At 49.9% G+C, this 22,069-nt stretch carries 22 protein-coding genes; 4 read left to right on the forward strand and 18 right to left on the reverse strand.

Features of this window, described 5'->3' with window-relative positions; genetic code table 11:
- Positions 1-309: 309 nt before the first annotated feature.
- On the reverse strand, positions 310-1,677 hold the full coding sequence (locus EKM87_RS09035) for an RsmF rRNA methyltransferase first C-terminal domain-containing protein (RefSeq protein WP_125683978.1): 1,368 nt from the start codon (positions 1,675-1,677) through the stop codon (positions 310-312).
- A 225-nt stretch (positions 1,678-1,902) separates the two neighbouring features.
- Between EKM87_RS09035 and EKM87_RS09040 the strand changes: the two genes are divergently transcribed.
- Positions 1,903-2,715, forward strand: coding sequence for a Cof-type HAD-IIB family hydrolase (locus tag EKM87_RS09040; RefSeq protein ID WP_125683980.1), 813 nt, complete (start codon positions 1,903-1,905; stop codon positions 2,713-2,715).
- Between the two features lie 402 nt (positions 2,716-3,117).
- Here the strand turns inward: EKM87_RS09040 and glpK are convergent, their stop codons facing one another.
- The 3 genes from glpK to EKM87_RS09055 all read right to left on the reverse strand — a co-directional run bounded on the left by glpK (position 3,118) and on the right by EKM87_RS09055 (position 5,950).
- Positions 3,118-4,620, reverse strand: a complete 1,503-nt coding sequence (gene glpK / locus EKM87_RS09045) for a glycerol kinase GlpK (protein ID WP_125683982.1) — start codon at positions 4,618-4,620, stop codon at positions 3,118-3,120.
- A gap of 174 nt (positions 4,621-4,794) precedes the next feature.
- Positions 4,795-4,983: a 2-hydroxymuconate tautomerase gene (locus EKM87_RS09050; protein WP_011667624.1), complete on the reverse strand. Its 189-nt coding sequence runs from the start codon at positions 4,981-4,983 to the stop codon at positions 4,795-4,797.
- A gap of 70 nt (positions 4,984-5,053) precedes the next feature.
- Complete coding sequence (locus EKM87_RS09055; protein ID WP_125683984.1) at positions 5,054-5,950, reverse strand: YitT family protein; 897 nt, start codon at positions 5,948-5,950, stop codon at positions 5,054-5,056.
- Between the two features lie 276 nt (positions 5,951-6,226).
- Here EKM87_RS09055 and EKM87_RS09060 point away from each other — a divergent pair, with 276 nt between their 5' ends.
- Both EKM87_RS09060 and yjeM read left to right on the forward strand, forming a co-directional pair.
- Complete coding sequence (locus EKM87_RS09060) at positions 6,227-7,642, forward strand: C69 family dipeptidase (protein ID WP_125683986.1); 1,416 nt, start codon at positions 6,227-6,229, stop codon at positions 7,640-7,642.
- 53 nt (positions 7,643-7,695) lie between these two features.
- A complete protein-coding gene (yjeM, locus tag EKM87_RS09065; RefSeq protein WP_125683988.1) occupies positions 7,696-9,207 on the forward strand; it encodes a glutamate/gamma-aminobutyrate family transporter YjeM in 1,512 nt (503 codons plus the stop codon).
- 553 nt (positions 9,208-9,760) lie between these two features.
- Here yjeM and EKM87_RS09070 read toward each other — a convergent pair.
- The 3 genes from EKM87_RS09070 to EKM87_RS09080 form a co-directional block, all read right to left on the reverse strand.
- On the reverse strand, positions 9,761-11,758 hold the full coding sequence (locus EKM87_RS09070; protein ID WP_125683990.1) for a KUP/HAK/KT family potassium transporter: 1,998 nt from the start codon (positions 11,756-11,758) through the stop codon (positions 9,761-9,763).
- A gap of 113 nt (positions 11,759-11,871) precedes the next feature.
- Entirely contained in the window at positions 11,872-12,156 is a 285-nt protein-coding gene (locus tag EKM87_RS09075; protein WP_125683992.1) for an LlsX family protein, read from the reverse strand.
- A gap of 607 nt (positions 12,157-12,763) precedes the next feature.
- Complete coding sequence (locus EKM87_RS09080; protein ID WP_125683994.1) at positions 12,764-13,582, reverse strand: serine hydrolase; 819 nt, start codon at positions 13,580-13,582, stop codon at positions 12,764-12,766.
- 335 nt (positions 13,583-13,917) lie between these two features.
- On the opposite strand from EKM87_RS09080, the gene EKM87_RS09085 reads away from it, so the two are divergent.
- The gene (locus EKM87_RS09085; protein ID WP_125683996.1) at positions 13,918-14,190 is read left to right on the forward strand and encodes a hypothetical protein; all 273 of its coding nucleotides are present in this window, start codon (positions 13,918-13,920) and stop codon (positions 14,188-14,190) included.
- 154 nt (positions 14,191-14,344) lie between these two features.
- On the opposite strand, the gene EKM87_RS12465 is transcribed toward EKM87_RS09085, so the two are convergent.
- The 11 genes from EKM87_RS12465 to EKM87_RS09140 all read right to left on the reverse strand — a co-directional run bounded on the left by EKM87_RS12465 (position 14,345) and on the right by EKM87_RS09140 (position 22,066).
- On the reverse strand, positions 14,345-15,280 hold the full coding sequence (locus EKM87_RS12465; protein WP_191988573.1) for a hypothetical protein: 936 nt from the start codon (positions 15,278-15,280) through the stop codon (positions 14,345-14,347).
- Between the two features lie 231 nt (positions 15,281-15,511).
- The gene (locus EKM87_RS09095) at positions 15,512-15,856 is read right to left on the reverse strand and encodes a hypothetical protein (RefSeq protein ID WP_125683998.1); all 345 of its coding nucleotides are present in this window, start codon (positions 15,854-15,856) and stop codon (positions 15,512-15,514) included.
- A gap of 378 nt (positions 15,857-16,234) precedes the next feature.
- The gene (locus EKM87_RS09100; protein ID WP_125684000.1) at positions 16,235-16,702 is read right to left on the reverse strand and encodes a hypothetical protein; all 468 of its coding nucleotides are present in this window, start codon (positions 16,700-16,702) and stop codon (positions 16,235-16,237) included.
- A 31-nt stretch (positions 16,703-16,733) separates the two neighbouring features.
- A complete protein-coding gene (locus tag EKM87_RS09105; protein ID WP_125684002.1) occupies positions 16,734-17,195 on the reverse strand; it encodes a hypothetical protein in 462 nt (153 codons plus the stop codon).
- Between the two features lie 174 nt (positions 17,196-17,369).
- Positions 17,370-17,726 (reverse strand): 50S ribosomal protein L19, encoded by a 357-nt coding sequence (gene rplS / locus EKM87_RS09110; protein WP_125684004.1) that lies wholly within the window; start codon positions 17,724-17,726, stop codon positions 17,370-17,372.
- A 112-nt stretch (positions 17,727-17,838) separates the two neighbouring features.
- Positions 17,839-18,618, reverse strand: coding sequence for a tRNA (guanosine(37)-N1)-methyltransferase TrmD (gene trmD / locus EKM87_RS09115; RefSeq protein ID WP_125684007.1), 780 nt, complete (start codon positions 18,616-18,618; stop codon positions 17,839-17,841).
- On the reverse strand, positions 18,618-19,136 hold the full coding sequence (gene rimM / locus EKM87_RS09120; RefSeq protein WP_125684009.1) for a ribosome maturation factor RimM: 519 nt from the start codon (positions 19,134-19,136) through the stop codon (positions 18,618-18,620). The genes trmD and rimM overlap by 1 nt, the downstream gene beginning before the upstream one ends.
- Before the next feature lie 690 nt (positions 19,137-19,826).
- Positions 19,827-20,087: a KH domain-containing protein gene (locus tag EKM87_RS09125; RefSeq protein ID WP_125684010.1), complete on the reverse strand. Its 261-nt coding sequence runs from the start codon at positions 20,085-20,087 to the stop codon at positions 19,827-19,829.
- Positions 20,088-20,096: 9 nt separating this feature from the next.
- A complete protein-coding gene (rpsP, locus tag EKM87_RS09130; RefSeq protein ID WP_020088982.1) occupies positions 20,097-20,372 on the reverse strand; it encodes a 30S ribosomal protein S16 in 276 nt (91 codons plus the stop codon).
- An 87-nt stretch (positions 20,373-20,459) separates the two neighbouring features.
- Positions 20,460-20,756, reverse strand: coding sequence for a hypothetical protein (locus tag EKM87_RS09135; protein WP_125684012.1), 297 nt, complete (start codon positions 20,754-20,756; stop codon positions 20,460-20,462).
- Positions 20,757-20,758: 2 nt separating this feature from the next.
- Positions 20,759-22,066 (reverse strand): vWA domain-containing protein, encoded by a 1,308-nt coding sequence (locus EKM87_RS09140; protein ID WP_125684014.1) that lies wholly within the window; start codon positions 22,064-22,066, stop codon positions 20,759-20,761.
- Positions 22,067-22,069: the final 3 nt, after the last annotated feature.

Below are 22,069 nucleotides of genomic sequence, written 5' to 3' on the forward strand. Positions count from 1 at the left end.
AGCGCCTTGAGACGCTGGCCGGTACCCAGGGCTTATAGCCCTCGAGAAAACCACCCGTTTAACGGGTGGTTTTTATTGATCAATTAAGTTTCAAAATAGTCGTACTCTGGCGGCCAGGGAAGTAGCCTGCTCCGACTCTAATTGCAGCTTCAGTACAATCACCGTCAGCAGTTTTACTCGTATCACTATTATAATTGACTGATAGCAGCACACTGTACAAAATCAAGAGGTCGCTAGATCTGGGCTCGGGCACGTCGTTCTGCTAAGTCAGTAGGAGAAATCACCTACTGAACTGCCACAATCATTTAACTAATTCAAATCAGTATCGTACACGGTAAACCGGAGGCCCTTGGGGAAGAAATTCTTCACCGTCTGGCCGACCACCTTCCCAAAACCAACGGGTTGATCTTGCGATGTCAGGAGATACCAGCCCTTGCTAGGAGCTTCAGTCAACGTGAAGGTCTCACCATGGACCCAGGACCGCCACTGCTCATCCGTGATGGCCAGCGTTTGTTTGACCTGAGCCGTGTCACTGGCCAAGGCTAGGGCGTACGCTGGTTCGAACCGGTTTTTCTTAAACGTTCCCAGGTGAAGACCCGGCCGAAAGACGTGGCACCGTTTTAAATCAGGCAGGTCCGTTGGCGTCAAGAACAGCTGATCCTTTACCGTCACTAGGTTGCCGGTCAGTGACTGGCCTAAAACATCCTGGGCAAATGCTTGCCACAGTTTCTTTTGGTCACCGGTCAATGGCGTCCCCAACTTAGCAGTGCCACGTGGCGTAGTTGCCGCAACTTCATCACGTTCAAGCTTAGCCACAAAGTGACCTTCCCCGTTCATCAAATGTGGGAATAGGCGGGCTGCCTTAGTCAATTCTGGATTGCCATCCGCCCATTCAGGCTTGGCATCGATCACGCCACCGGTCTTTTCAATTTGAACCAAATGAAATTCAGGGAATTTTTCAAGGACCCACGCCATCATTTGTTCGTCCTCTTCTGGGGCAAAGGTACAGGTCGAGTAAATCAATTGCCCACCTGGCTTGACCATCTTCAGAGCCTCAGTCATGATCTGTTGCTGCCGATCAGCACACTCCTGCACGTAATCCAGTGACCAATACGACATGGCATCCGGGTCCTTCCGAAACATACCTTCCCCAGAACAAGGAGCGTCCACCAGGACCTTATCAAAGTAATCTGGAAAAACGGGACTCAGCCGTTCGGGCGATTCATTTAAAATGACAGCTGATTGTACCCCGAATCGTTCCACGTTTTCTGCCAGCACCTTAACCCGCTTGCGATTGATTTCATTGGTGACCAGTAACCCGGTCCCGTGCAAATAGCTAGCTAAATGGGTGGTCTTGCCACCAGGAGCTGCACAGAGGTCCAATACCCGTTCACCAGGGGTTGGCGCCGCCGTTGCCCCGACGAACATGGCACTTGGTTCCTGACTGTAAACGGCCCCGCTTTGATGCATCAGGCTCCGCCCACTAACAGTTCCATAATGGCCCAGAGCTTCATATGGCACCGTTGGCGTCGCCGTAAGCCGTTCAGGCAAGTGATGATGCGCCGGATTGACCCGATAACCAGATAGACTCTCCGCGTCAAAACTAGCAAAAAAGTCATCCGCTTGGTCGCCCAAGAGTCCCCGGTATTTTGTGATAAAGTCTTCAGGTAGATTCACCATTATTCCTCCATTTTGTTAGTTGCAACTAACTATTTGTATATAGCAATATATGTCTTTCAGCCATTTTTTCAACTCACTTATTATACCCGTTTTCAGACCAGAACACTACTCTACCGGCGAGTGAAATAGTCGCAACTTTGGGCAAACTATGGTAAGTTAAAAGGGCTAGTTCATTTTCAAAATGTACGACTTAAATATAAAATATATTGTGAGGTGTTCTCTATGGAACGCAAACTAATTGCCATTGACTTGGATGGTACCACCCTCAACGCGGCATCTCAAATCAGTCCGAAAACCAAAGCTGTTCTGACCAAGGCGCGTGAAGCCGGACACTATGTCAGCATTGTGACTGGTCGTCCAAACCGAATCTCTGCCGACATTTACGACGAGTTACAACTGGACAGTCCCATGATCAACTTTAACGGTAGCCTGGGGCACGTCCCCCACCACCATTGGCGTGATGAGTATCAGTACACGTTCAATAAGGAAATTGCCCTAGACCTGTTGGCCCATCGTCAGGAATTCGGCATCAACATGATTGCTGCCGAAGGTAAGAACCTCTTCTTGGCTGTGCGGGACCAACCGGTGGAAGTCGGCTTCTTCCCCTCTGTTCTGCAGAGTAACCAGATTCTCAACCAGAAGACATTGTTGGAGAACCCAACCAGCTTGACCATCGCGGTTGACCGTAGTCATCAGGAACACTTACTCAGCTACTTAAACCTGAACTTCGGCGACGAAATTGACGCCGCTCCTTGGGGTGGTCCGAACTCCGTGGTAGAATTAGGCGCCAAGGGTGTGCAAAAATCCACTGGGGTAGAAGTGCTGGCGCACCACTTCCACGTGGAACGGAAGAACATCATTGCCTTTGGCGACGAACACAACGACTCGGCCATGATCGACTACGCCGGTTGGGGCGTGGCCATGCAAAATGCCACAACGCCCATCAAGAACCTGGCCCAGGACGTGACAACGTTAGATAACGACCACGATGGTCTGGCCAACTACTTGGAAAATTATTTAAAATTGGCCGAATAAGCCACTACTGAGCACCACACCGATCCGACAATTGTTGGGTCAGTGTGGTTTTTTTGCTCCCATACTCTTACTAACGAAATCCAACCATAATTTGTCACCTACTTTCGTTTCACCCACTGAATTGATTCACACCCTGCACTCCGACGGCCAGGGTGGCGCCTCGCAGTGTCGACAGTGTTGATTGACATTTTGGGTCAATCTACAGCGTGGGACGAGCTTTGGGACTCGTGGGCTATCGAGACCCAAAGTTGAGAGGAAAGACCGCTCCTCAGGCTTGCCTCGGTCCCCACAGTGAAGCGCTGCCCTGGCCAACCGTAGTCACATACTGGGTCAACTATCGTCGTTACGTCGTAAATAAAAAACCAGCCGATGCAAATAGCGTCAACTGGTTAAAATTAAAATTTAGTCTTGTTCAAAAGCTTGCGTAGCCTTGATAGCGGCTTGCCACCCACGGTAGCAATGAGCCCGCTTATCTTCGTCCATCTTAGGAACGAATTCATCACGTGACTCGTGCATCTTCCGGATGGTGTCCATGTCTGGCCAGAAACCAACGGCCAAACCAGCCAGGTAAGCGGCCCCTAAAGCGGTCGTTTCGTTGATGGCTGCCCGTTTGATCGGCGTATTCAGAATGTCCGCCTGGAACTGCATCAAGAAGTCGTTGTTAGCGGCCCCACCATCGACGCTCAGCGACTGGAGGTCCAGCCCCGTTTCGGCGCTCATGGTGTCCACCACGTCTCGCGTCTGGTACGCAATCGCTTCAACCGTGGCCCGGACAAACTGTTCCCGGGTGGTCCCACGAGTCAGGCCAAAGACGGCCCCCCGTGTTTCCTGGTTCCAGTATGGAGCACCCAACCCAGTAAAGGCAGGTACAACGTACACATTTCCAGTCGTCTTGGCATCCACGGCCATCTTTTCCGATTCGCTGGCGTGTTCAAAGAACCGCATCCCATCACGCAGCCACTGAATAGCAGAACCCGCAACGAAGATGGACCCTTCCAATGCGTAAGTGACCTCACCATTCAAGCCATAAGCAATCGTGGTCAGTAACCCGTTGTGAGACAGCGTTGGTTCGGTCCCAGTGTTCATCACGATGAACGCCCCGGTTCCGTAGGTGTTCTTGATCATCCCTTTATCAAAAGCCGTTTGCCCGAATAAGGCCGCCTGTTGGTCCCCAGCGATTCCGGCAATTGGCACTTGCACACCGGAGAACGTGTACCCAGCGGTATAACCGTAAATTTCAGAAGATGACCGAACGTCTGGCAACATCGCAGCTGGAATATCCAACCAGCTTAAGATGTCGTCATCCCACTTCAAGTCGTGAATGTTGTACAACATGGTCCGACTGGCATTCGTGTAGTCGGTGGCGTGTACCCGCCCGCCCGTGAGCTTCCAAAGAATCCAGGTATCAATGGTCCCAAATAGCAGTTCACCGCGTTCAGCACGTTCCTGTGAGCCGGGGACGTGGTCTAAGATCCAGCGAATTTTAGTCGCGGAGAAGTACGAGTCGATCACCAATCCCGTCTTCTGATGGATCTTTTCTTGGTAGCCTTCGTCCTTCAGACGGTCGGCGATTTCACTGGTTTGCTTTGATTGCCAAACTACCGCGTGGTAGATGGGCTCGCCAGTCTTCTTGTCCCAAATGATTGCCGTTTCCCGTTGGTTGGTGATTCCGATACCGCGCACCTTGTATGGTTGCACGTCGGAGTCGATCAGCGCATCAGAAATAACAGATTGCACCGCATTCCAGATTTCGTTGGCGTCATGTTCGACCCAACCTGGTTGGGGGAAGTATTGATGAAACTCCCGCTGTGCCTGTCCAGCAATCTGGCCGTGCCGGTCGAATAAAATAGCCCGGGTACTCGTCGTCCCTTCGTCAATTGCCATCATGTATTGTTGATCATTCATCGTTCGACTCTCCATTCATTCGTTGTTAGCAACGGCCGATTTCTGCCGTGATTTCACACTTGTTACCAGTATACCGAAAAGTCACGCTAACGCCAAACTTTTTTAAAAATGAAACCGCCATCAACTCCGACGTAACAGGGTTGGTGGCGGTTTATAAGTTTTCACAAATATTTTTTACTTTTCGTCGCTCTTAAGAACGCCAGCAACCCCGTAACGGTTGGGTTGCATCTCCCGTAAGATGACGTGAACGTGTTCAGCTGGCGCACCCGTATTCTTGGTAACTGCGGTAGTAACGTCCTGAACGAGGGCCTTCAATTGGTCCTGTGAGCGACCGGCAATTAAATCGATGTTAACGATTGGCATGAAACTCGTCCCCTTCTATATTCAGTATATACATCATTATAACGTTACTTATACAGAGAGGCAATCACCACTACTTACTTTCCTGTGAGGTTTGCCGTAATTTCAATTGTTCCTTTTCGTTGTAGAAGTTTCCTTCAATATCGACGGTGTTGACCAGGTTGACGAAAGCGTGTTCATCAACTTCCTTCACCGATCGCTCCAATGTATAAAGTTCATACCGCGAAATAACTGTCATTAGCACCGCACCGTTCGTCCGTGTGTACGCGCCAAATGAAGGAATCACCGTAATTCCCCGAATCAGTGTTGAGTTCAGTTGCGTAATCACTTCATCTTGCTTGGTCGTCACGATAAAGGCGGTCAGCTTTTGGTGACGCGTGTGAATGCTATCAACCACCCGTGACATCGCGTAGATGGAAATAATGGTGTATAGGGCACTTTGCCAACCGAATAAGGCACCAGCAACTAAGACGATGGCAAAGTTTATGGCCATCATCAGCGTCCCTATCGTCCGACCAGTCGTCTTCTCCAGTACGACCGCCACGATATCCATCCCACCAGTTGAGAAACCATTTTTCAGTGGGTAAGCCACTCCAACACCGGTCAAGATTCCCCCAAATAAGGCTCCTAGTAGCGGGTTATCCGAGATATTGACCACTGGCATGACAATCGCCAAGATAGACGTCAGCAGGGCAACCAGGATGGAATAAAACGTGAAGCTCCGGCCAACCTTGAACCACCCCAACAACCCAATGGGAATGTTGAAGAGTAAGATAAACCAACCAGTACTGAGGTGAACACCCACCGTATCCAATAACATCGCCACAATTTGAGCAATACCATTGATCCCGGCACTGAATATTTTTCCGGGAATCAGGAAGTCGTTCAAGGCAACCACGTTAATGATGGATGCGAACACCACAATTAGGACGTTCTTTCCAATTTCTCGTTTACGAAGATTAAACTTCATGCTTTTCGTATGCCCCTTTCTTCTCTTGCTTTATCCTACTCATTTAACCACAACACCCCCGGCTTTACTAGCGAAACCGAACACTTTTCTCAGACAGTTACTGAGAGATTTTCCCAAATGTCCCATGTTTGCCCGCGTATTCGGTGTATAAATATTTATTTTTATCGCAAAATCAAGCAATTTTATAAAATAATCCTTGTAAAACGGCCGCAATTCCCGCTAAAAATGCTAGAATAGAGAGCGTGATTTTATTCAGACATTGAAAGGAGCGCTCCCATGAATTATTCCGCTTGTACGAGTATCTTAATTGGTCCTCAAGCGACCATGGACGGCTCGGTCATCATTGGCCGCAATGAAGATGCAAAGGCTGCCTGGCCTAAACACTTTGTCGTTCACCCAGCTCAAACGGCCACAACGCCGCAGACCTTTACTAGCACGGACAATGGCTTTACTATGCCGTTGCCTGACCATGCCGCCAAGTATACGGCGACCCCCGAATGGACAGCCAAGTTCGGTCTGTTCGAAGAAGATGGCTTCAATGAATACGGGGTGGCCATGAGTGCAACCGAAAGTACCTATTCTAATGAACGGGTACTGGGGGCCGACCCCCTGGTCAAGGATGGTATCGGAGAAGAGGCTATGGTTACCGTAGTTCTTCCTTATATCCATACCGCTCGAGAAGGGGTCGCCCGGCTGGGCCAATTGATCGAACATTATGGAACCTGTGAATCCAACGGTATCCTGTTTGCCGATCAGACCGAAGCCTGGTACCTTGAAACCGGTGCGGGCCACTACTGGGTCGCCCAACGCATCCCCGCTAACGGGTACGCCGTTGTTGCCAATCAGATGGCCATTCAAGCCATTGACTTCAATGACGCCGACAACTTCATGTTTGCTCGCCACCTGCAGGAATTCGTGGCTACTAACCACTTGAATCCACACAGTCACGGATTCATTTGGCGTGACATCTTTGGGACCCAGGATCAATCGGACCTCTACTACAACACGCCACGGGTCTGGTACGGTCAGAAAACACTGACGCCTAGTGTCAACGCTGAACCCCAGTCGTTTGACCTACCCTTTATTCAATACGCTGACCGGCTGCTAGCCGTCGATGACGCTCAGGCCTACTTGAGTAGTCATTACGAAGAAACCCCGTTTGATCCCGTGGGTAACGGTTCCGTCGCTGAAAAACACCGCTTCCGCCCAATCAGCCTAGCAAAGACCCAGGAATCTCACGTCCTGCAGCTGCGGCCCAACATGGACCCAGCGTTAGCCGGTATTCAGTGGCTGGCAATGGGGGTCGCTGCGCAAAGCGTTTACGTTCCATTCTACGCCGGTATTACCAGTACCCCGGCAGCCTACCACTTGGGTAAGGAGATCTATGACGCGGATTCCGCTTACTGGGTCTACAAGTTGATCAGTGTCCTGACCGACGCACACTACCATGAGGCTTGGCCAACGGTTAGCGCCGTTCAAAAAGACCTCCGCATCGCCTTTAAACAGTCTGTCCAACAGACGGACCAGGTCGGCCAACGCCTGCACGGTTCCGAGTTGAACGACTACTTGACGCAACAGGGAGCCACGAACGCTGCATTGGGAATTCAGCGCTATCGTGACTTAGCTGCAACGTTGATCACTCAAGCGACGGACCTTGGTCCACTCAATTATCATCAGGATTTGAACTTATAAACACGGGTAAGGGTTACCCCCTTCACCACATATAAATGGGAGATATTATACACATGACTAATAAAAAGAAGATTGGACTATCTAGTCTGATCTTAATGATTTTCTCGGCCATCTACGGTTTTGCCAACACGACCGTGGCCTACGACCAAATGGGCTATGCCAGTATCATCTGGTACGTCCTCGCTGCCTTACTGTTCTTCCTACCGAGTGCTTTGATGCTGGCCGAATATGGGTCCGCCTTCAAAGAAGCTCGGGGTGGAATCTATTCCTGGTTGACCGGTTCGATCGGTGAAAAGTGGGCCTTCATTGGGACCTTCATCTGGTTATCATCCTGGATCATCTGGATGCTTTCCACGTCGACGAAGGTTTGGATCCCCCTTTCCACGTTGATTTCCGGGAGTGACCAGACACAGACTTGGTCCTTCTTAGGACTGACCTCGACGCAAACGATTGGTTTGCTCGGTATCGTCTGGATCCTGGCGGTGACCTTCTTCGCCACCCAGGGGGTTAGCTCCGTGGCCCGCATCTCCGCTTTAGGTGGGCTGTTCGTCATGTTTTTGACCGGAATCTTTATCATTGCCAGTTTTGTCATTTTGATTTTAAATGGCGGTCACTTAGCTGAACCCATCAATGGGGTTCACAGTTTCATCGCCTCACCTAATCCACAATTCTCTTCACCCATGGCCCTGATGTCGTTTGTCACTTACGCCGTCTTCGCCTACGCCGGGATGGAGTCTATGGGGGGCATCACCGACTCCATGGAGAAACCTGAAAAGACCTTCCCTAAGGGGTTGATCATCTCCACCATCGCCATTACGATTATGTACTCACTGTCCATCTTCCTCTGGGGAATCAGTGCTAACTGGGGCGACGTCTTGGGTAAGAACCAAGTCAACCTGGGGAACATCACCTACGTCTTGATGAACAACTTAGGGCTCGTGCTTGGTCACGCCATGCACCTGTCTAACGGGACGGCCGTTATCATTGGCCACAGTTTAGCACGATTGACCGGGTTAAGCATGTTCATGGGTTACTTGGGTTCCTTCTTCGTGCTGGTCTACTCACCACTGAAGTCCTTCATCATGGGATCTTCACCAGAGCTCTGGCCAAAGCGGATGACCAAGTTAAACGCCGTAGGGATGCCCGCCTTCTCCATGTGGCTGCAAGCCATCGTGGTTGCCATCTTCATTTTCTTCGTTGCCTTTGGTGGGAACGCCGCCAACAAGTTCTACCTGATTCTGACCGACATGGGGAACGTTTCAACGTCCTTCCCATATCTATTCTTGATTGGGGCCTTCCCATTCTTCAAGCGTCGGACCGACTTGGAACGGCCATTTGAAGTCTTCAAAAACAAATTCTGGACGAACCTCATTGTGACGGTCGTCCTGATCATCTTGGTTGGTGGGATTGGCTTCACCTGCCTGGAACCCATCATGGATCACGATTACATGACGGCCTTCTGGACCATCATCGGGCCAATCTTCTTCGGAGCTGTGGCTTGGATCTTCTACTACAACGCCCAAAAGCGTTCAGCTAACAGCAAAACCGCTACAGACGAAGATTAATTCATAATTAAACATTTTAGGGGGTCACGACTGTTGTCGTGGCCCCCTTTTTTTGAAGAAATTTTCAACTTAACTATGCAAATTTAGCAACCTAGTGTGAGCCGTCGCCTTACCGGCCGCCAGATATGGGCTGGAACGGTGCGGACACAACTTGAAGCCTCGAAAACGCCGAGTCTCCAAGCTTGGTCTTCCGCTAAGCCAGCAGGAAAACCACCTATTGACTAAGCAGAACGACGCGCCTGAGCCCGTATCTGGCGACCTCTCGGCTTACATAGAGGTTTATTGCTCACCAATTTGTAATCAGATAGTCCGTCATAAATGGATACATGCAACCCCTCAGCCCCGACTACGCCAAAACATAGTCAGAGCTGGAGGCGGTCAGGGATGTAGCCAGCTGTGAAGGTGGCGTTAACTGGTGTTTTTTGCCATTTTACACCACGGGCGACTTTGAAGACACGGGTTCATCATGGCTTCAAATCGAGCGAGAAGCCCGTTCTCCGGCTGAAGCGTCCCCGCGTCCCCACAACAGGCGGAGCGCAGCTAACATCTGTCTTTACCCACGTCGCCGCAGAGTTCGGTCTGGCGTTTGCCCAATAAACAAGGGAACTTTCTCTTCGACCACGTCGCTAAATTCCAGTCCGTACCAACGCTTAGGTGACAGCGTGATTCGCTGCAACAACAGCCGACCACCAATCAGCAATCGATCTAACGATGGCAGATTACCTTGTACCCCCAAGTCCTGGAACTCCTGATTTAAGATAACGAATTTAAAGTTGCCAACCCGTCGCTCCGGCATACTAGAGTATCGCGGCGCCTGGTCGTCCAGCACCCCCTCCGCCAACAGGTCATTGACGATTTGGCGCAGATAGACGTTGAGCCGTTGCGGCTTCTTGAAGCCCAGGTAGAGTTGCACGTTCATCACATTGCGGGTCCCCAGCGATTCCACGGTATACGAACACTCATAGGGCGTATCCGCCTCATTCACCGTCACAAACCAATAGACCCGCGCACGTTTAGGCTGCTGATCAAGAATGGAATAAATAACCGCCCGCTTGATAGCGTAGTCGTCCGCCACATTGCTCAGATAGACCAGATTCGTGGCAAATGGGGGCACACTTTCATCCTGACTCAACGCCTGCAGCTGTGGCAGGAAGTCTAACAAGGACACGTCCTCCTTTTCCTCCAGGTGCGCGTCCCTGCGACGATTGCCGTAATACCAGAACACCATGACGGTCAGAATCAGCAGCGTAATAATCAGCGTGACGTACCCTCCGTGAACGAACTTAACCAGGCTGGCCAAGAGAAACAGACTTTCCAAAAGGCCAAAGCAGATGATAAACACCCGCGCCAGCCCTTTGTGATGTCGTTTGCGGAGAAAGGCGTGTAAGAGCACCGTCGTCATCAACATGGTTACCGTGATGGCCAACCCGTAGGCCGCTTCCATATGGCTAGACGTGCGGAAGTACCAGACAATCGTCAGGGTAATCGCACACAGCAGCCAGTTCACGGTGCCAATGTAGAGTTGGCTCTTCACGTGACCCGGAAACTTGATTCGGAGTCGCGGCAACAATTTGAGACCCATGGCTTCATGAACGAGTGTGAAGGAGCCGGTAATCAACGCCTGCGACGCAATGATGGCCGCCAACGTAGCAATCACGATGGCAAACAACCGCCAGCGAGCGGGAACCATCGCGTAGAACGGATTGACCGACCGGGTCGCCATGAGTTGCGCCGGATGACGAATCACCCAGGCCCCTTGACCCAGATAACTCAACATCAACGTTAGGTACACGAACGGCCAGGTGCCGTAGATGTTATGTTTGCCCACCTGACCCATGTCTGAGTACAGCGCCTCGGCCCCAGTGGTCGCCAGAAAGACGCTCCCCAGGATAAAGATTCCCTGGCGGTTAATCGGACTAAATAGAAACTGGACCGCATACAGCGGCGACAATGCCCGCAACAGTGTCGGCACCGTCAGTAGATTGACTAGCCCTACGGCACCGAGAAACCCGAACCAGATGAACATCAGGGGGCCAAACGACCACCCAATCAATTCCGTCCCAAAGCGCTGAATTAAGAAGAGTCCCAGCAAGATGCCCGTCACCACCGCCAAGACCCAGCCCTGCGTGGCACTAAAATGGAACGGCCCCAGTGTTTGCCCCTTTAGGCCTTCGATTGCCGACGTTACCGTCACGGCCGGGGTGAGCGTCCCATCCGCTAACAGTGCCGCACCACCGATCAGTGCGGGAATGATCAGCCAACGCATGTGGTTGCGAACCAAGGCGTAAAGGGCAAAGATGCCCCCCTCATGCCGGTTATCGGCCCGCATAGCCAATAAGATATATTTAATCGTCGTAATCAGCATCAACGTCCAGAAAATCAACGAAATACTCCCCAACATCACCGGGGTGCTGGCCGTCATTTCTTGGTGACCAGCCGCACCGATAATGGCGTTCATCACGTACAATGGTGACGTCCCAATGTCCCCGTACACAATGCCCAGGGTCATCAACATCCCCAGAGCAGACAACCGCTGTGTCGTGGATTTCATGAACTCGCCCCCTACTCGATTCGAGGCCCATGATAGGCTAAATCACCAAGAACCCCAAACATTCAGTGGTAATTACGTCAGTCACTAACCGAATGTTGGGCGTCAAGATTGGGTCACCGTGAAATCCAGTGGTGGCGCCATTCGCTGAGACTCCAGAGCGTTACCGACCCCACCAGCCAGATGATACTCATTCCCCGAGTGAGTGTCGCCCCACTGATTTTGCCTGCCGAATGAAAAATCCGATAAAACCCCAAACCAAAAATATTCAAGGTATACGTGTTCATGTGTTCAGTGTGTACGTAAGCGTAAGCCCCAGAGATACTCATCGACAATAAGACCGTGATGATCAAGAAACTAGCTAGTCCTTCAATACTTAATCGAATCAACCGATGTTTCATGAGTCGTCCTCCCCCTCGATTAAGGGCTAGACTACCCGCCATTTTCACCGATTGCGAGTACCATGTAATGTTGTCGTTAATCGCTTAACAAACAAAAAAAGAACCGCTCCCCATTCCTACGAATGGGCGAGCGGTTCTGAAAGCTAAGAAACTCCGGCTTGCTAAACAATCTCTCTGAATCCTTTATTAGCATCTCTTAAACTCTAATAAACAACTATACAGGAAAAATTGGGGTTCGTCAAGGGTTATTTGGATTTTTTTATATTGGCGCACTCCGGCGGCCAGGGACGGAGCCTGCTGTGGGGACGCTTCAGCCACAAACCGGGCTTCTCGCTCGCTTTGAAGCCACGAAAAAACCGTATCTTCAAAGACGCCCACGGCCTAAGCTAGCCTAAATCGCTAGCTAACGCCGTCTTCACTGCTGGCCCCGCCCCTGGCCGCCTCCGCCTTACACTGATTATTGCCAAAAGAAACTGATAGTCTGGCAGAACTGTCAACTGTCCGAAGACTCTATATCGTTTTACCATCTGACCAATAAGTATTCAACACTTACGATCTTAAACTTATGTACTCACGCCCCCACGCCAACATTGTTTACGAACCAAACTCATCCCCGGTGTCCGTTCAAGTAGGCTACCACATCGCGTCCCAGCCGGTTCATCCCCCGGTACTGTTGCGCCTGATTTCCCTGCTGAGCCATCACCACAATGGTATAGACGCCGTGCTTGGTCCGAAAAAGACTGGCATCATTCTGAACACCCTTAGCCGGATATTCACCAGTCTTGTTGAAGACCGTTGCGTGTTTGACTAGCTTAGGAAGCTTGGAATGATTGCGACAGTGCCGTAACAGCGTCAACATCCGGTCGTCGTACGTCTTACCTAGTAATTGATGCCGATAGGTCTTACTGAGAAATTGGGTCAAATCGGCCACCGACGTGTAGTTATCATGCCCCTTGGCTAAGGCCCGCGTATCCATCATGTAGCGTCGCAGATGGGAATGCGTAAAGCCATACTTTTTCATCGTTTGATTGACCCGCTTGAACCCACCCAACTTGTGAATCAATCGGTTGGTCGCCGCATTATCTGAATTGTGAATCATCCGCTTTAGGTCAGTCTTGGTGGCCGCCGTCAGCGTCAACTTATGCTGCTGCACGCGCTTAAAAACTGTGAGCATGACGAACACCTTAATGGTACTGGCTGAACGTTGGCCACGAACCCGCTGATTACCCGTGGTCACTGCCAAGGGATGCTTGCCTAACCGCGTGACCTTAACCGACCAGCGTCCGTGAGCGGCCCGCATATCCCGTTTAATCATTTTTTGAATGGTGGCTGGCTGAGCAGTCTTCTCCTTAGCCTGAACCCCAATTGCCGGCCATAACAAACTAGCTAATAAGAAAACTAGTAACCCTAACTTTAATCGTCTCATTTATTTACTCCTTACAATGGTGTCGGTGTACGAGCCCTTTGCTCATTTGGTCAAGGGCTAAATATTCGCCGAGCTGTATACATTTCCAATAAGCTAGTTGTAATGATTTAATTATAGGTGAAAAATAAATTAGCTGCAATATCGTTTCAGTGGTAGCCTAATTGCAGAAAGATTAATCCGACGCACTTTCTATTTATGTGAGACCACATCTTGATAGCCAACTACATCAAGCGTATACTTTAAACGTTATTAAATTTTATCATCGAATTCTAATGGTCAAACAACGGGGAAGGTTCGCTCGACCATTCAGCAATTCCAGGGAAGAAGTTGGGAAAATGACTCGAATACTACACCCAAGCTTAAAAGAGTTAATGCGCATTGGATTCATTGATTTTTACATTTTATTAGCCGTGGGCGTCTGCTTAGTGATTCCAGTTCCAGACCGGATTATGCCAATAATCTCCAGACTGGCAGCCGGTATCTTTACCATATCTGCCTTACTGACGATTTGTGGGATGACGTTGAATCGCCTCTATCGTGAGGCCGAAACCTATTCGATTTTGGTCCTGCAACTGGCTTTTATTTTCCTGTTTATGGGACTACAATAACTACCATCTGCTTGAGGAATTCTATTAAAGACAATCAATAAAAAAATGGACTAAGAAATTGTTTTCAGAATTTCTTAGTCCATTTTTTGTCAGGTTGCTAACAACTGTTGCCAAAATCGTTTAGACAAAGCCGTCACTGACAATACTTGTTCACTTAATCCGCAACTAATTTCGCATACTTAGCGGGATAGCGGAACATCGCAAACATGGCCGTTCGTCCATCGGTCCCCTTCGCCATTGCCACGCCAATTTTTGCTTGAACAAAAAAGTTCTTGCGCGTTAGTCCCTGTTGACCATAAAAATCAGATGATGGATCAAAATAAGTATGTAAAGTGTCATTCGCGTTCATCTTGTTTAACATAAGGAAGCTTGAATCGGCCTTTTTAGCTCCATAACCTGCTCCGTCAATTCCGTAACTCTTCAGCAGATTAAACATGTACTTTTCGCTGGCCGTATTAAGATTGTCAGCGGTCACATCCCCAAGGACCACATCATTGTCATTTACCGCCGCAGAATTATCTGGGTACGCCTCTGCTTGCGTTAAGAAATGAACATGACTGGTAAGGATTTTGTTCAAAATCGACTTAGCCATCTGCATCGTTTGGGGGTCTGGCTTTGCGCCACCGCCCATGTTGAGAATCGCTGTCTTAGCGAGTGCATCATAGTCGGCGGTCTTGCCTGTCGCAGGAATTGTTGCGTTAGTGGTTACGTTCTTTGTCGCATTTAACTTTTTTAAATACCCTCGCCAGATCCAACCCTGTAAGGTGCCGTCCGCACTTTTAATGTGATAGTAGATAGTTGAATGGCCTTGGTACTTTTTATAAAGTTTCTCGTGAGCGTCCGTGTACCACGTCACGGTTGGCGTGACATCATTATTACTGTAACGAACCCCCAAATGCTTAGAATACCGCGCACCCTGTGTTGCGGTGTAAGCATGTTGTTTCATACTCTTGCGCCAAACCAGACGGACCGAGTTAGATCTAGCCGCCGAATATTGACTATTGGCGGATGCCGAAACACTCATGGCTCCTAGCATTCCTGCACTAACACCGACGACAATTATTCCTTGAATCCATTTTAAATTTCTCATATCCCCATCCTCCTATTAATGTAAGCTTATCACTACATGGGAGTCCTTACTATATTGCGGGATGATTCAACCGGGACAATTTGCTAATGAATCATCTCTAAGTCTGATTTCCCCGAAAAAAGCACTCACCCGTAAAGGCAAGCGTTCACTTCAGTGTAACCCGAAAAAGTCGACTTATTTACGGCAAGACTGACTAACCAATCACATAAGATTTTAGGCTTTACTTCCAATCTATGGCCCCAATGCATATGAAGGCGCCGCAATATATTTATCATAAAAGGAAGGCTTAGAAATCTTATTCACCACTAACACATCAACGTTCGCACTTTCTGTAGAAAAGGGAACATTAATTTGATAATATAGCTGCTTTTTACGCCCACTGTAGTACTTATGTTCCGAGTTAGGAAGCTTACTTGGTCCGGACAAAATGGCCGCAATCGGGTGCCCATTTTCTAAAATAGACAATCGAACCGCATTCGTTGGCGTATACGGTACAAAGAGAACCGGCACCAACACCACGACGACAATTAGAATGATAACAAGTCGTTTAAAAATCTTTTTTCTACGCTTATTCAATGATTTCTCACCACTTTCCCCGTCGTTAATATGAAAATAAAAAAGTTAAAAATTCAATTATTTTAAATATTCCTAATGAAAGAGACCTTCGTCTTGATGCAAGAACAGCTTTTAGAAGTTTGTAACTTGGACCTTGTTGAGAAGGCACGTTAATCACAAAAATAAGCCCATAGTGGCTAGGCTCCTCGCTCCACCAACTTTAACCTTTTCATTTTCTCTAGTCAATAGTAGCTGACACCAGTTCGAGGTCGAAGTCCGTAAGTTTTCTATAATTAAAAATTGGCCATAGAAATTAAAAAAACAATTTCTATGACCAATTTTTAATTACTATCGACTTCTGCCAAAATCAGCAATGCAAAAGCCGGCGTTAACCAGGTCTTACTTCACGTTCTTCCAAGAATGGTAGTAAGTACCACCATTCCCACTAATCATCACGCGAACCTTCTTACCTTTAACTCGTTTCGTCGATAAGTAGTTAAAGTCGGCGTCATCCTGATTGGCCGCGTAGAATCCAAACATGTTCCGCGTCTTCTTGTAGAACTTCAGCTTATCGTGCCGCACAAACAAGTGGCCATTTTTCAGATGCCGTGTCTTCTTCCAGGCCCCGGCGCGCTTATCCTTCTCGTACCAGGTGACCGAATGCTTCTTAACAATCAGCTTTCTGTAATGGATATACGGCAGCTTCCCATACCAAGTCCCTCGCGCCTTAACTGGCGTCGACCGCGAGTACGGTCCCGGAATGTTGGTCTTCTCAGCACTAGCAGTTGACGTCACGGCTAATGCCAATCCCAGACCCACAAATAACGCTGCGACACCGACCATTAAGTGACTAATCTTTTTCATCATCTAACTTCTCTCCATTCTTTACATATCTGTGCTATTTAACATTCTTCCAGGCATGGTAGTTCTCACTTCCGTTAGCATCCACCATGACGGGAATCGTCTTGCCTTTCACTTTACGAGTCACCATAAAATGAAACGCATTGCCTTTTTCCTTGGCCGCATAGAACCCAAACATATGTAACGTTGTGGGACCCTCCGTCAGGTTGAAACGATAGACATACAGATGCCTACCACTCAGCCGCCGCCACCGTTTCCAACTCGCCGACCGCTTGGCCTTGAACGACCAGGTCACGGTATGCTTCTTGACCACCGTCTTGAGGTAGTCCGCATGCTTGATGTGCGTGTACCAAGTTCCCCGCGCCTTGACCGGCGTCGTATGGGTATACGCACCCGGCAAAGTCTTAGCCGCTTTAGCCGGGGCCACCGGTGCCACTGCGAGCACCAGCCCGAGTAGTAGTGCTAATCCCCCACCAAGCTTCAATCTGTTCCAACTCATGAATCGTCGTCTCCTTCGTAACGCTATGTATTGCTGTGTAGCTAGGCTTACTTGCTTATTATACGCAATCGTCACGACATAGTTTGACATTTAGCCTTCAAAAATTGCAACAATTGCTTATTTTTTACAAAAAAAAACACCAGTCGCGTAAACGACTGGTGTTTCTGAATGTTACTAGTTGCGACGGCGTTCTGGAATCCGCGCTGCCTTACCGTTAAGTTCACGGAGGTAGTAGAGCTTAGCACGACGTACACGACCTTGACGAATAACGTCAATTTTAGCAACACGTGGGGAGTGTAATGGGAAGATCCGTTCCACACCGACACCGTTACTGATCTTACGTACAGTGTAAGCTGCTTGGATGCCAGCACCCTTACGCTTGATTACGACACCTTCGAACAATTGGATACGTTCGCGGGTACCTTCGACGATCCGGGCGTGAACCCGAACAGTGTCTCCGGCACGGAAGTCTGGAACATCGTCCCGTAATTGTTCTTGGTTGATCTTAGCAATTAAATTGTTTTGGCGCATAATATATTCTATCCTTTCGCCAACATTCATTCTCAGTTTCGACAGCGGAATGTTGTTTCTGTGGCTAAACAGCCAAAAGTAAGTGTACCATATCCGAAAATGCCTGTAAAGGTTATTTTCTTGACTCCTTCTCAGCAGCCTGCCGTTCTTCCTCTTCGATCCGAACGTCCGCCAGCAAATGCTTCTGCTGCGTCGTGAGTCGCCGGTGGTCGATCAAATCGGGCCGACGTTGATACGTCCGCCGTAGGGCTTCCTTATCGCGCCATTCGTCGATCTTACCGTGATTTCCACTGATCAACACATCGGGAACCTTCATGCCCCGGAAGTCCGCTGGCCGCGTGTATTGCGGGTATTCCAGCAGGCCCGAAGAGAAAGAATCACCAGGTGCTGATTCAGAATTGCCTAGCACGCCGGGCAGTAACCGTACTGTGGCGTCAATCATGACCATGGAAGCCAGTTCGCCTCCGGTCAACACGAAGTCTCCTAAGGACACCTCATCCGTCACCAGGGTCCGAATCCGTTCGTCATAGCCCTCGTAGTGGCCACACAGGAAGGTTAAATGTTCCTCGTGGGCAAACTCTTCGGCCACGTGTTGATTAAACGTCACGCCGGCTGGATCCAACAGAATGACCCGGCCTTTAGGCAGACCCTCAGCCGCTGCCTGTTCCTCGGTCGCCTTTAAGGCGTCAAAGATGGGTTGCGGTTGAAGTAGCATGCCCGCGCCCCCACCGAATGGGTAATCGTCCACGTTACCGTGCTTGTTCGTCGAGTAATCCCGGAAGTTGGTAACGGGCATGGTCAAATGACCATTTTCAATAGCTTTTCCCACGATGGAATCGTGCATAGGACCAGAAAACATATCTGGAAATAGGCTTAACACATCGATCCGCATTACTCGAGTCCCTCCATTAATTCAACGATCACTTGACCAGCGTCAAGGTCGACCTTTTTTACAACGTCGTCGATCTTAGGCAGCAACAAGTCATCCTTCCCAGGACGCTCAACGACCCAAACGTCATTCGCTCCTGGTGATAGGATCTCCTTGATTTCGCCCAACTCTTCGCCATCTTCAGTGACGACCTTAAGCCCCACGATTTGGTGATAGTAGTATTCGCCGGGTTGTAAGTCAGCAGTTTCTAACTCGTTGTCAGTCACTTTCAACGTACTTTGTTTGTAAATTTCCACGTCATTGATCGACGGCTTGCCTTCAAATCCTAACAGATAGAAGTTCTTATGCTTGCGCATTGTGGCAACCGTCAACGTAACTGGTTTACTCTGACCCTTTTGAAAGGCGTACAGAGTTGAGCCAACAGCGAACCGGCTCTCAGGGAAGTCCGTGGTCGCAATAACCCGGACCTCACCCTTGATGCCGTGGGTGTTCACGATGGTTCCCACCGTATAATAAGCCATATGATTGGCCTCCTTAGTCGTTTATTTATCTACAAATGGTACGGACTTAACTCGTCCCACCACGTTTAATTATTTTGAAATACGTTATTTTTTGTTGTGATCTAAAGCTTGAAACGTTGCAAATACTAATTAGGCAACTCAGTCGGATCCCTCGCCTTACCGGCCGCCAGATATAGACTGAAACGGCGCGGACACAACTTGAAGCCTCGAAAAAACCGAGTCTCCAAGCTTGACCTTCTACTAGGCCGGCAAGAAAACGCCAACCAAGTAGAACGACGCACCTGAGTCCATATCTGGCGACCTCTTGGCTTATACAATGTCGCGCTGACAACTAAGATTGCCCACAAAGACTGTTGTCAGTTAGCCCATGACGAGTCGTGCACATATTCACGCTAAACTACAATCAAGATCCGAGATGACTCAGGATGTAGTCAGCTGCAACCCTCATCAACAATTACCATCAATCTGAGCCGAAGGCGGCCAGGGATGGTGCCAACTGTGAAAACGGCGTTGGCTAGCGTTTTTGCTAGCCTAGGCCGTGGGCGTCTTTTCAGACACGTGGGCTGCGTGGCTAAAAAGCGAGCGAGAAGCCCGTTCTTTGGCTGAAGCGTCCCCACAGTAGGCACCGCCCCTGGCCGCCGGAGAACGCCAACTTGATGGTACAAAAAAACTCGAGGAAACGTTGCCGCCTCACTCGAGAGTCTTTGTCGGGCGGTCATCAATGATGAGTCGCACCCGTTTATTACCTTGCACACGGACGCTGTAGACGATCGTACGAATCGCCTGCGCCACGCGGCCTTGTTTACCGATTACCCGTCCGACGTCATCAGGGTTCACGGCTAACCGATATTCGTAGAACCGTTCCGTCTCGACTGGCGTTATCACCAAGTCTTCCGGATGTTCAACGAGTGGGCTAACAATTGCTAGAATTAATGCCTTAAAATCGGTCATCGCTAATCACTACTTCTTAGTGTACTTAGCTTCGTGGTATTGCTTCATGATACCCGCGTTAGAAAGTAAAGTCTTAACCGTATCTGAAGGTTGAGCACCGTTGTTCAACCAGTTCATGATAGATTCTTCCTTCAACGTGATTGAAGCTGGTTGGGTAACTGGATTGTACGTTCCAACTTGTTCGATGAAACGACCGTCACGAGGGCTCCGTGAATCGGCAACCACAATCCGGTAGAATGGGCGCTTCTTTGAACCCATCCGCTTTAAACGAATCTTAACTGACATGTAGACACCTCCTGTATTTCTTTCAACGAATAATAATATACCAGTTTATAGATATGATGTAAAGGGTTTTTTCTTTACACCTTGAAATTAATCAAAATCCTGGTGTAACCAAGCCACATCATCAGCCGTCAAGGACTGTCGATTTGCTGCGATCCATTTCTGAACGGACCCGTAATCGTTAAAATCTAATCCGCCTGCAGCTAGATCAACCGCCTGCAAGTCCCGGGCAAAGGTCAGGTCAGCCACGGTAATTGGCGCTTGAAAGAGTGGATTCTCCTCAGCTCGCGCCGCCCACTCACCAGCCAAGATGGCCCGCGCGTTGCGATAAGCCGCCGTTTGCTTAATGACCGCTCGTAATTCAAATGGCGTTAAAGTCTGCCTCATTTCTACCTCCTCAACCGTTGCCACTGTGGATCAGCCGCTAAACTGACCACGGTCCCCGGCGCTTGTTGAACCGAAAACTGGCTAACTGGGCTGGTCAATAGCCACACCAGTGTGGCTGGCAACGTTGGTCGCAATTTTTGCTCCCCGTAACCGTCCGTCAAAATAATCACCAGCTGACCCACATTCCCCGCCATAATTCGGGGCAATGCATCCAAAACTGCCTGAAACCGGGTGCCGCCCCCACCCGTCCGGATTAACCGCTGTGGACGTCTCTCCAGCGTGAAACTATGGGTGAGGTCAACGACCGTATCAAACGGATAAACGGTCACCTGGGCCGGATAAACGGCCAACAGTGACGTCAATTGACCCAACAGGTAGCTTACTTCCCGATTGCCCATGGAACCGGACTCGTCCACAAAAACAGCGACCTTACGCCACGTCTGGACGATTTCTCCCGGAAGCTCCATCCGCATCGGTTGGCGCCGATTGAACCGACCGTACGCCGGTTGCCGGCCAGCTGGAACCTGACCCAGCCCCCGCTTCAATAAACGCCGCCAATCCAATGGCTGGGTTGCCACAATGGGTGTCAGTGCCGCTCGAATACTGCCAGGCAACGTTCCCCGTTGCTTCGCAGACAGGGCTGCGTCGGCACTCCGGAAGAGGTCTGAACGCCACTGCTCCCGGGTGGCAGCGTCTTGATCAGCCGCCGCTGACCAACCCGTGTGGCCATCCTGAACCGGTAACTCTGGCAACTGGCCCGGGCCACCAGCGGCTAACTGCTGGTCAGTGACCCGCTGGTCCGCTTGCCACGTCCGCAACTGCCGTAAGTACACGGCCGAATCCTGCTGAGGTGCAACGGATTGACCCATAACTGCCGCCAAACGACGACTAGTCACCGCTTGAGCAGGCAGATCCGTCAAATAGTCATTGACCGCCGCATCCGTGGCCCACCGAACCAGCCCGGCCTGAGCGGGCGTCTGAACGGCTTGGGCATAGCGGGTTGGGTGTTGCCACAACAAATGCAACACGGTGTGCCGGAGCATTGTCAACCACTGAGCCCCCGTCCAGTCAGTCCGAGCAAGCGCTGTAGCACTGACAGCCACTTGCCACTCCGTAGTTGTCGCCGTTAAAGCCATGGGCGTAGCGCCCTCACCCAATCGCAAGCTAAGTCGACTGAGGACCCGCCCGTAGAAGGGGTCGTGTTGCAAGAGATACATCACTGAATCGCGGTAAAGCACTCGCGTGACGGCAACCGCATCTTCACCGGTCGCCCGCCGTACATGTTCTAAGTCTTGCGTCAAACTGGTCATGGT

The sequence above is a fragment of the Levilactobacillus yonginensis genome, assembly GCF_003946265.1.
Lineage (GTDB): Bacteria > Bacillota > Bacilli > Lactobacillales > Lactobacillaceae > Levilactobacillus > Levilactobacillus yonginensis.

Excerpts from the sequence above, each read along its gene's own strand:
- EKM87_RS09040 (WP_125683980.1), top strand. The coding sequence starts at position 1,903 with ATGGAACGCAAACTAATTGCCATTGACTTGGATGGTACCACCCTCAAC.
- EKM87_RS09125 (WP_125684010.1), bottom strand. The coding sequence starts at position 20,087 with ATGACCGATTTTAAGGCATTAATTCTAGCAATTGTTAGCCCACTCGTT.
- EKM87_RS09070 (WP_125683990.1), bottom strand. The coding sequence starts at position 11,758 with ATGAAATCCACGACACAGCGGTTGTCTGCTCTGGGGATGTTGATGACC.
- yjeM (WP_125683988.1), top strand. The coding sequence starts at position 7,696 with ATGACTAATAAAAAGAAGATTGGACTATCTAGTCTGATCTTAATGATT.
- EKM87_RS09135 (WP_125684012.1), bottom strand. The coding sequence starts at position 20,756 with ATGAGGCAGACTTTAACGCCATTTGAATTACGAGCGGTCATTAAGCAA.
- EKM87_RS09055 (WP_125683984.1), bottom strand. The coding sequence starts at position 5,950 with ATGAAGTTTAATCTTCGTAAACGAGAAATTGGAAAGAACGTCCTAATT.
- EKM87_RS09060 (WP_125683986.1), top strand. The coding sequence starts at position 6,227 with ATGAATTATTCCGCTTGTACGAGTATCTTAATTGGTCCTCAAGCGACC.
- EKM87_RS09100 (WP_125684000.1), bottom strand. The coding sequence starts at position 16,702 with ATGATGAAAAAGATTAGTCACTTAATGGTCGGTGTCGCAGCGTTATTT.
- EKM87_RS09050 (WP_011667624.1), bottom strand. The coding sequence starts at position 4,983 with ATGCCAATCGTTAACATCGATTTAATTGCCGGTCGCTCACAGGACCAA.
- trmD (WP_125684007.1), bottom strand. The coding sequence starts at position 18,618 with ATGCGGATCGATGTGTTAAGCCTATTTCCAGATATGTTTTCTGGTCCT.
- EKM87_RS09105 (WP_125684002.1), bottom strand. The coding sequence starts at position 17,195 with ATGAGTTGGAACAGATTGAAGCTTGGTGGGGGATTAGCACTACTACTC.
- EKM87_RS12465 (WP_191988573.1), bottom strand. The coding sequence starts at position 15,280 with ATGAGAAATTTAAAATGGATTCAAGGAATAATTGTCGTCGGTGTTAGT.
- glpK (WP_125683982.1), bottom strand. The coding sequence starts at position 4,620 with ATGAATGATCAACAATACATGATGGCAATTGACGAAGGGACGACGAGT.
- EKM87_RS09075 (WP_125683992.1), bottom strand. The coding sequence starts at position 12,156 with ATGAAACATCGGTTGATTCGATTAAGTATTGAAGGACTAGCTAGTTTC.
- rplS (WP_125684004.1), bottom strand. The coding sequence starts at position 17,726 with ATGCGCCAAAACAATTTAATTGCTAAGATCAACCAAGAACAATTACGG.
- EKM87_RS09140 (WP_125684014.1), bottom strand. The coding sequence starts at position 22,066 with ATGACCAGTTTGACGCAAGACTTAGAACATGTACGGCGGGCGACCGGT.
- rimM (WP_125684009.1), bottom strand. The coding sequence starts at position 19,136 with ATGGCTTATTATACGGTGGGAACCATCGTGAACACCCACGGCATCAAG.
- rpsP (WP_020088982.1), bottom strand. The coding sequence starts at position 20,372 with ATGTCAGTTAAGATTCGTTTAAAGCGGATGGGTTCAAAGAAGCGCCCA.
- EKM87_RS09085 (WP_125683996.1), top strand. The coding sequence starts at position 13,918 with ATGACTCGAATACTACACCCAAGCTTAAAAGAGTTAATGCGCATTGGA.
- EKM87_RS09080 (WP_125683994.1), bottom strand. The coding sequence starts at position 13,582 with ATGAGACGATTAAAGTTAGGGTTACTAGTTTTCTTATTAGCTAGTTTG.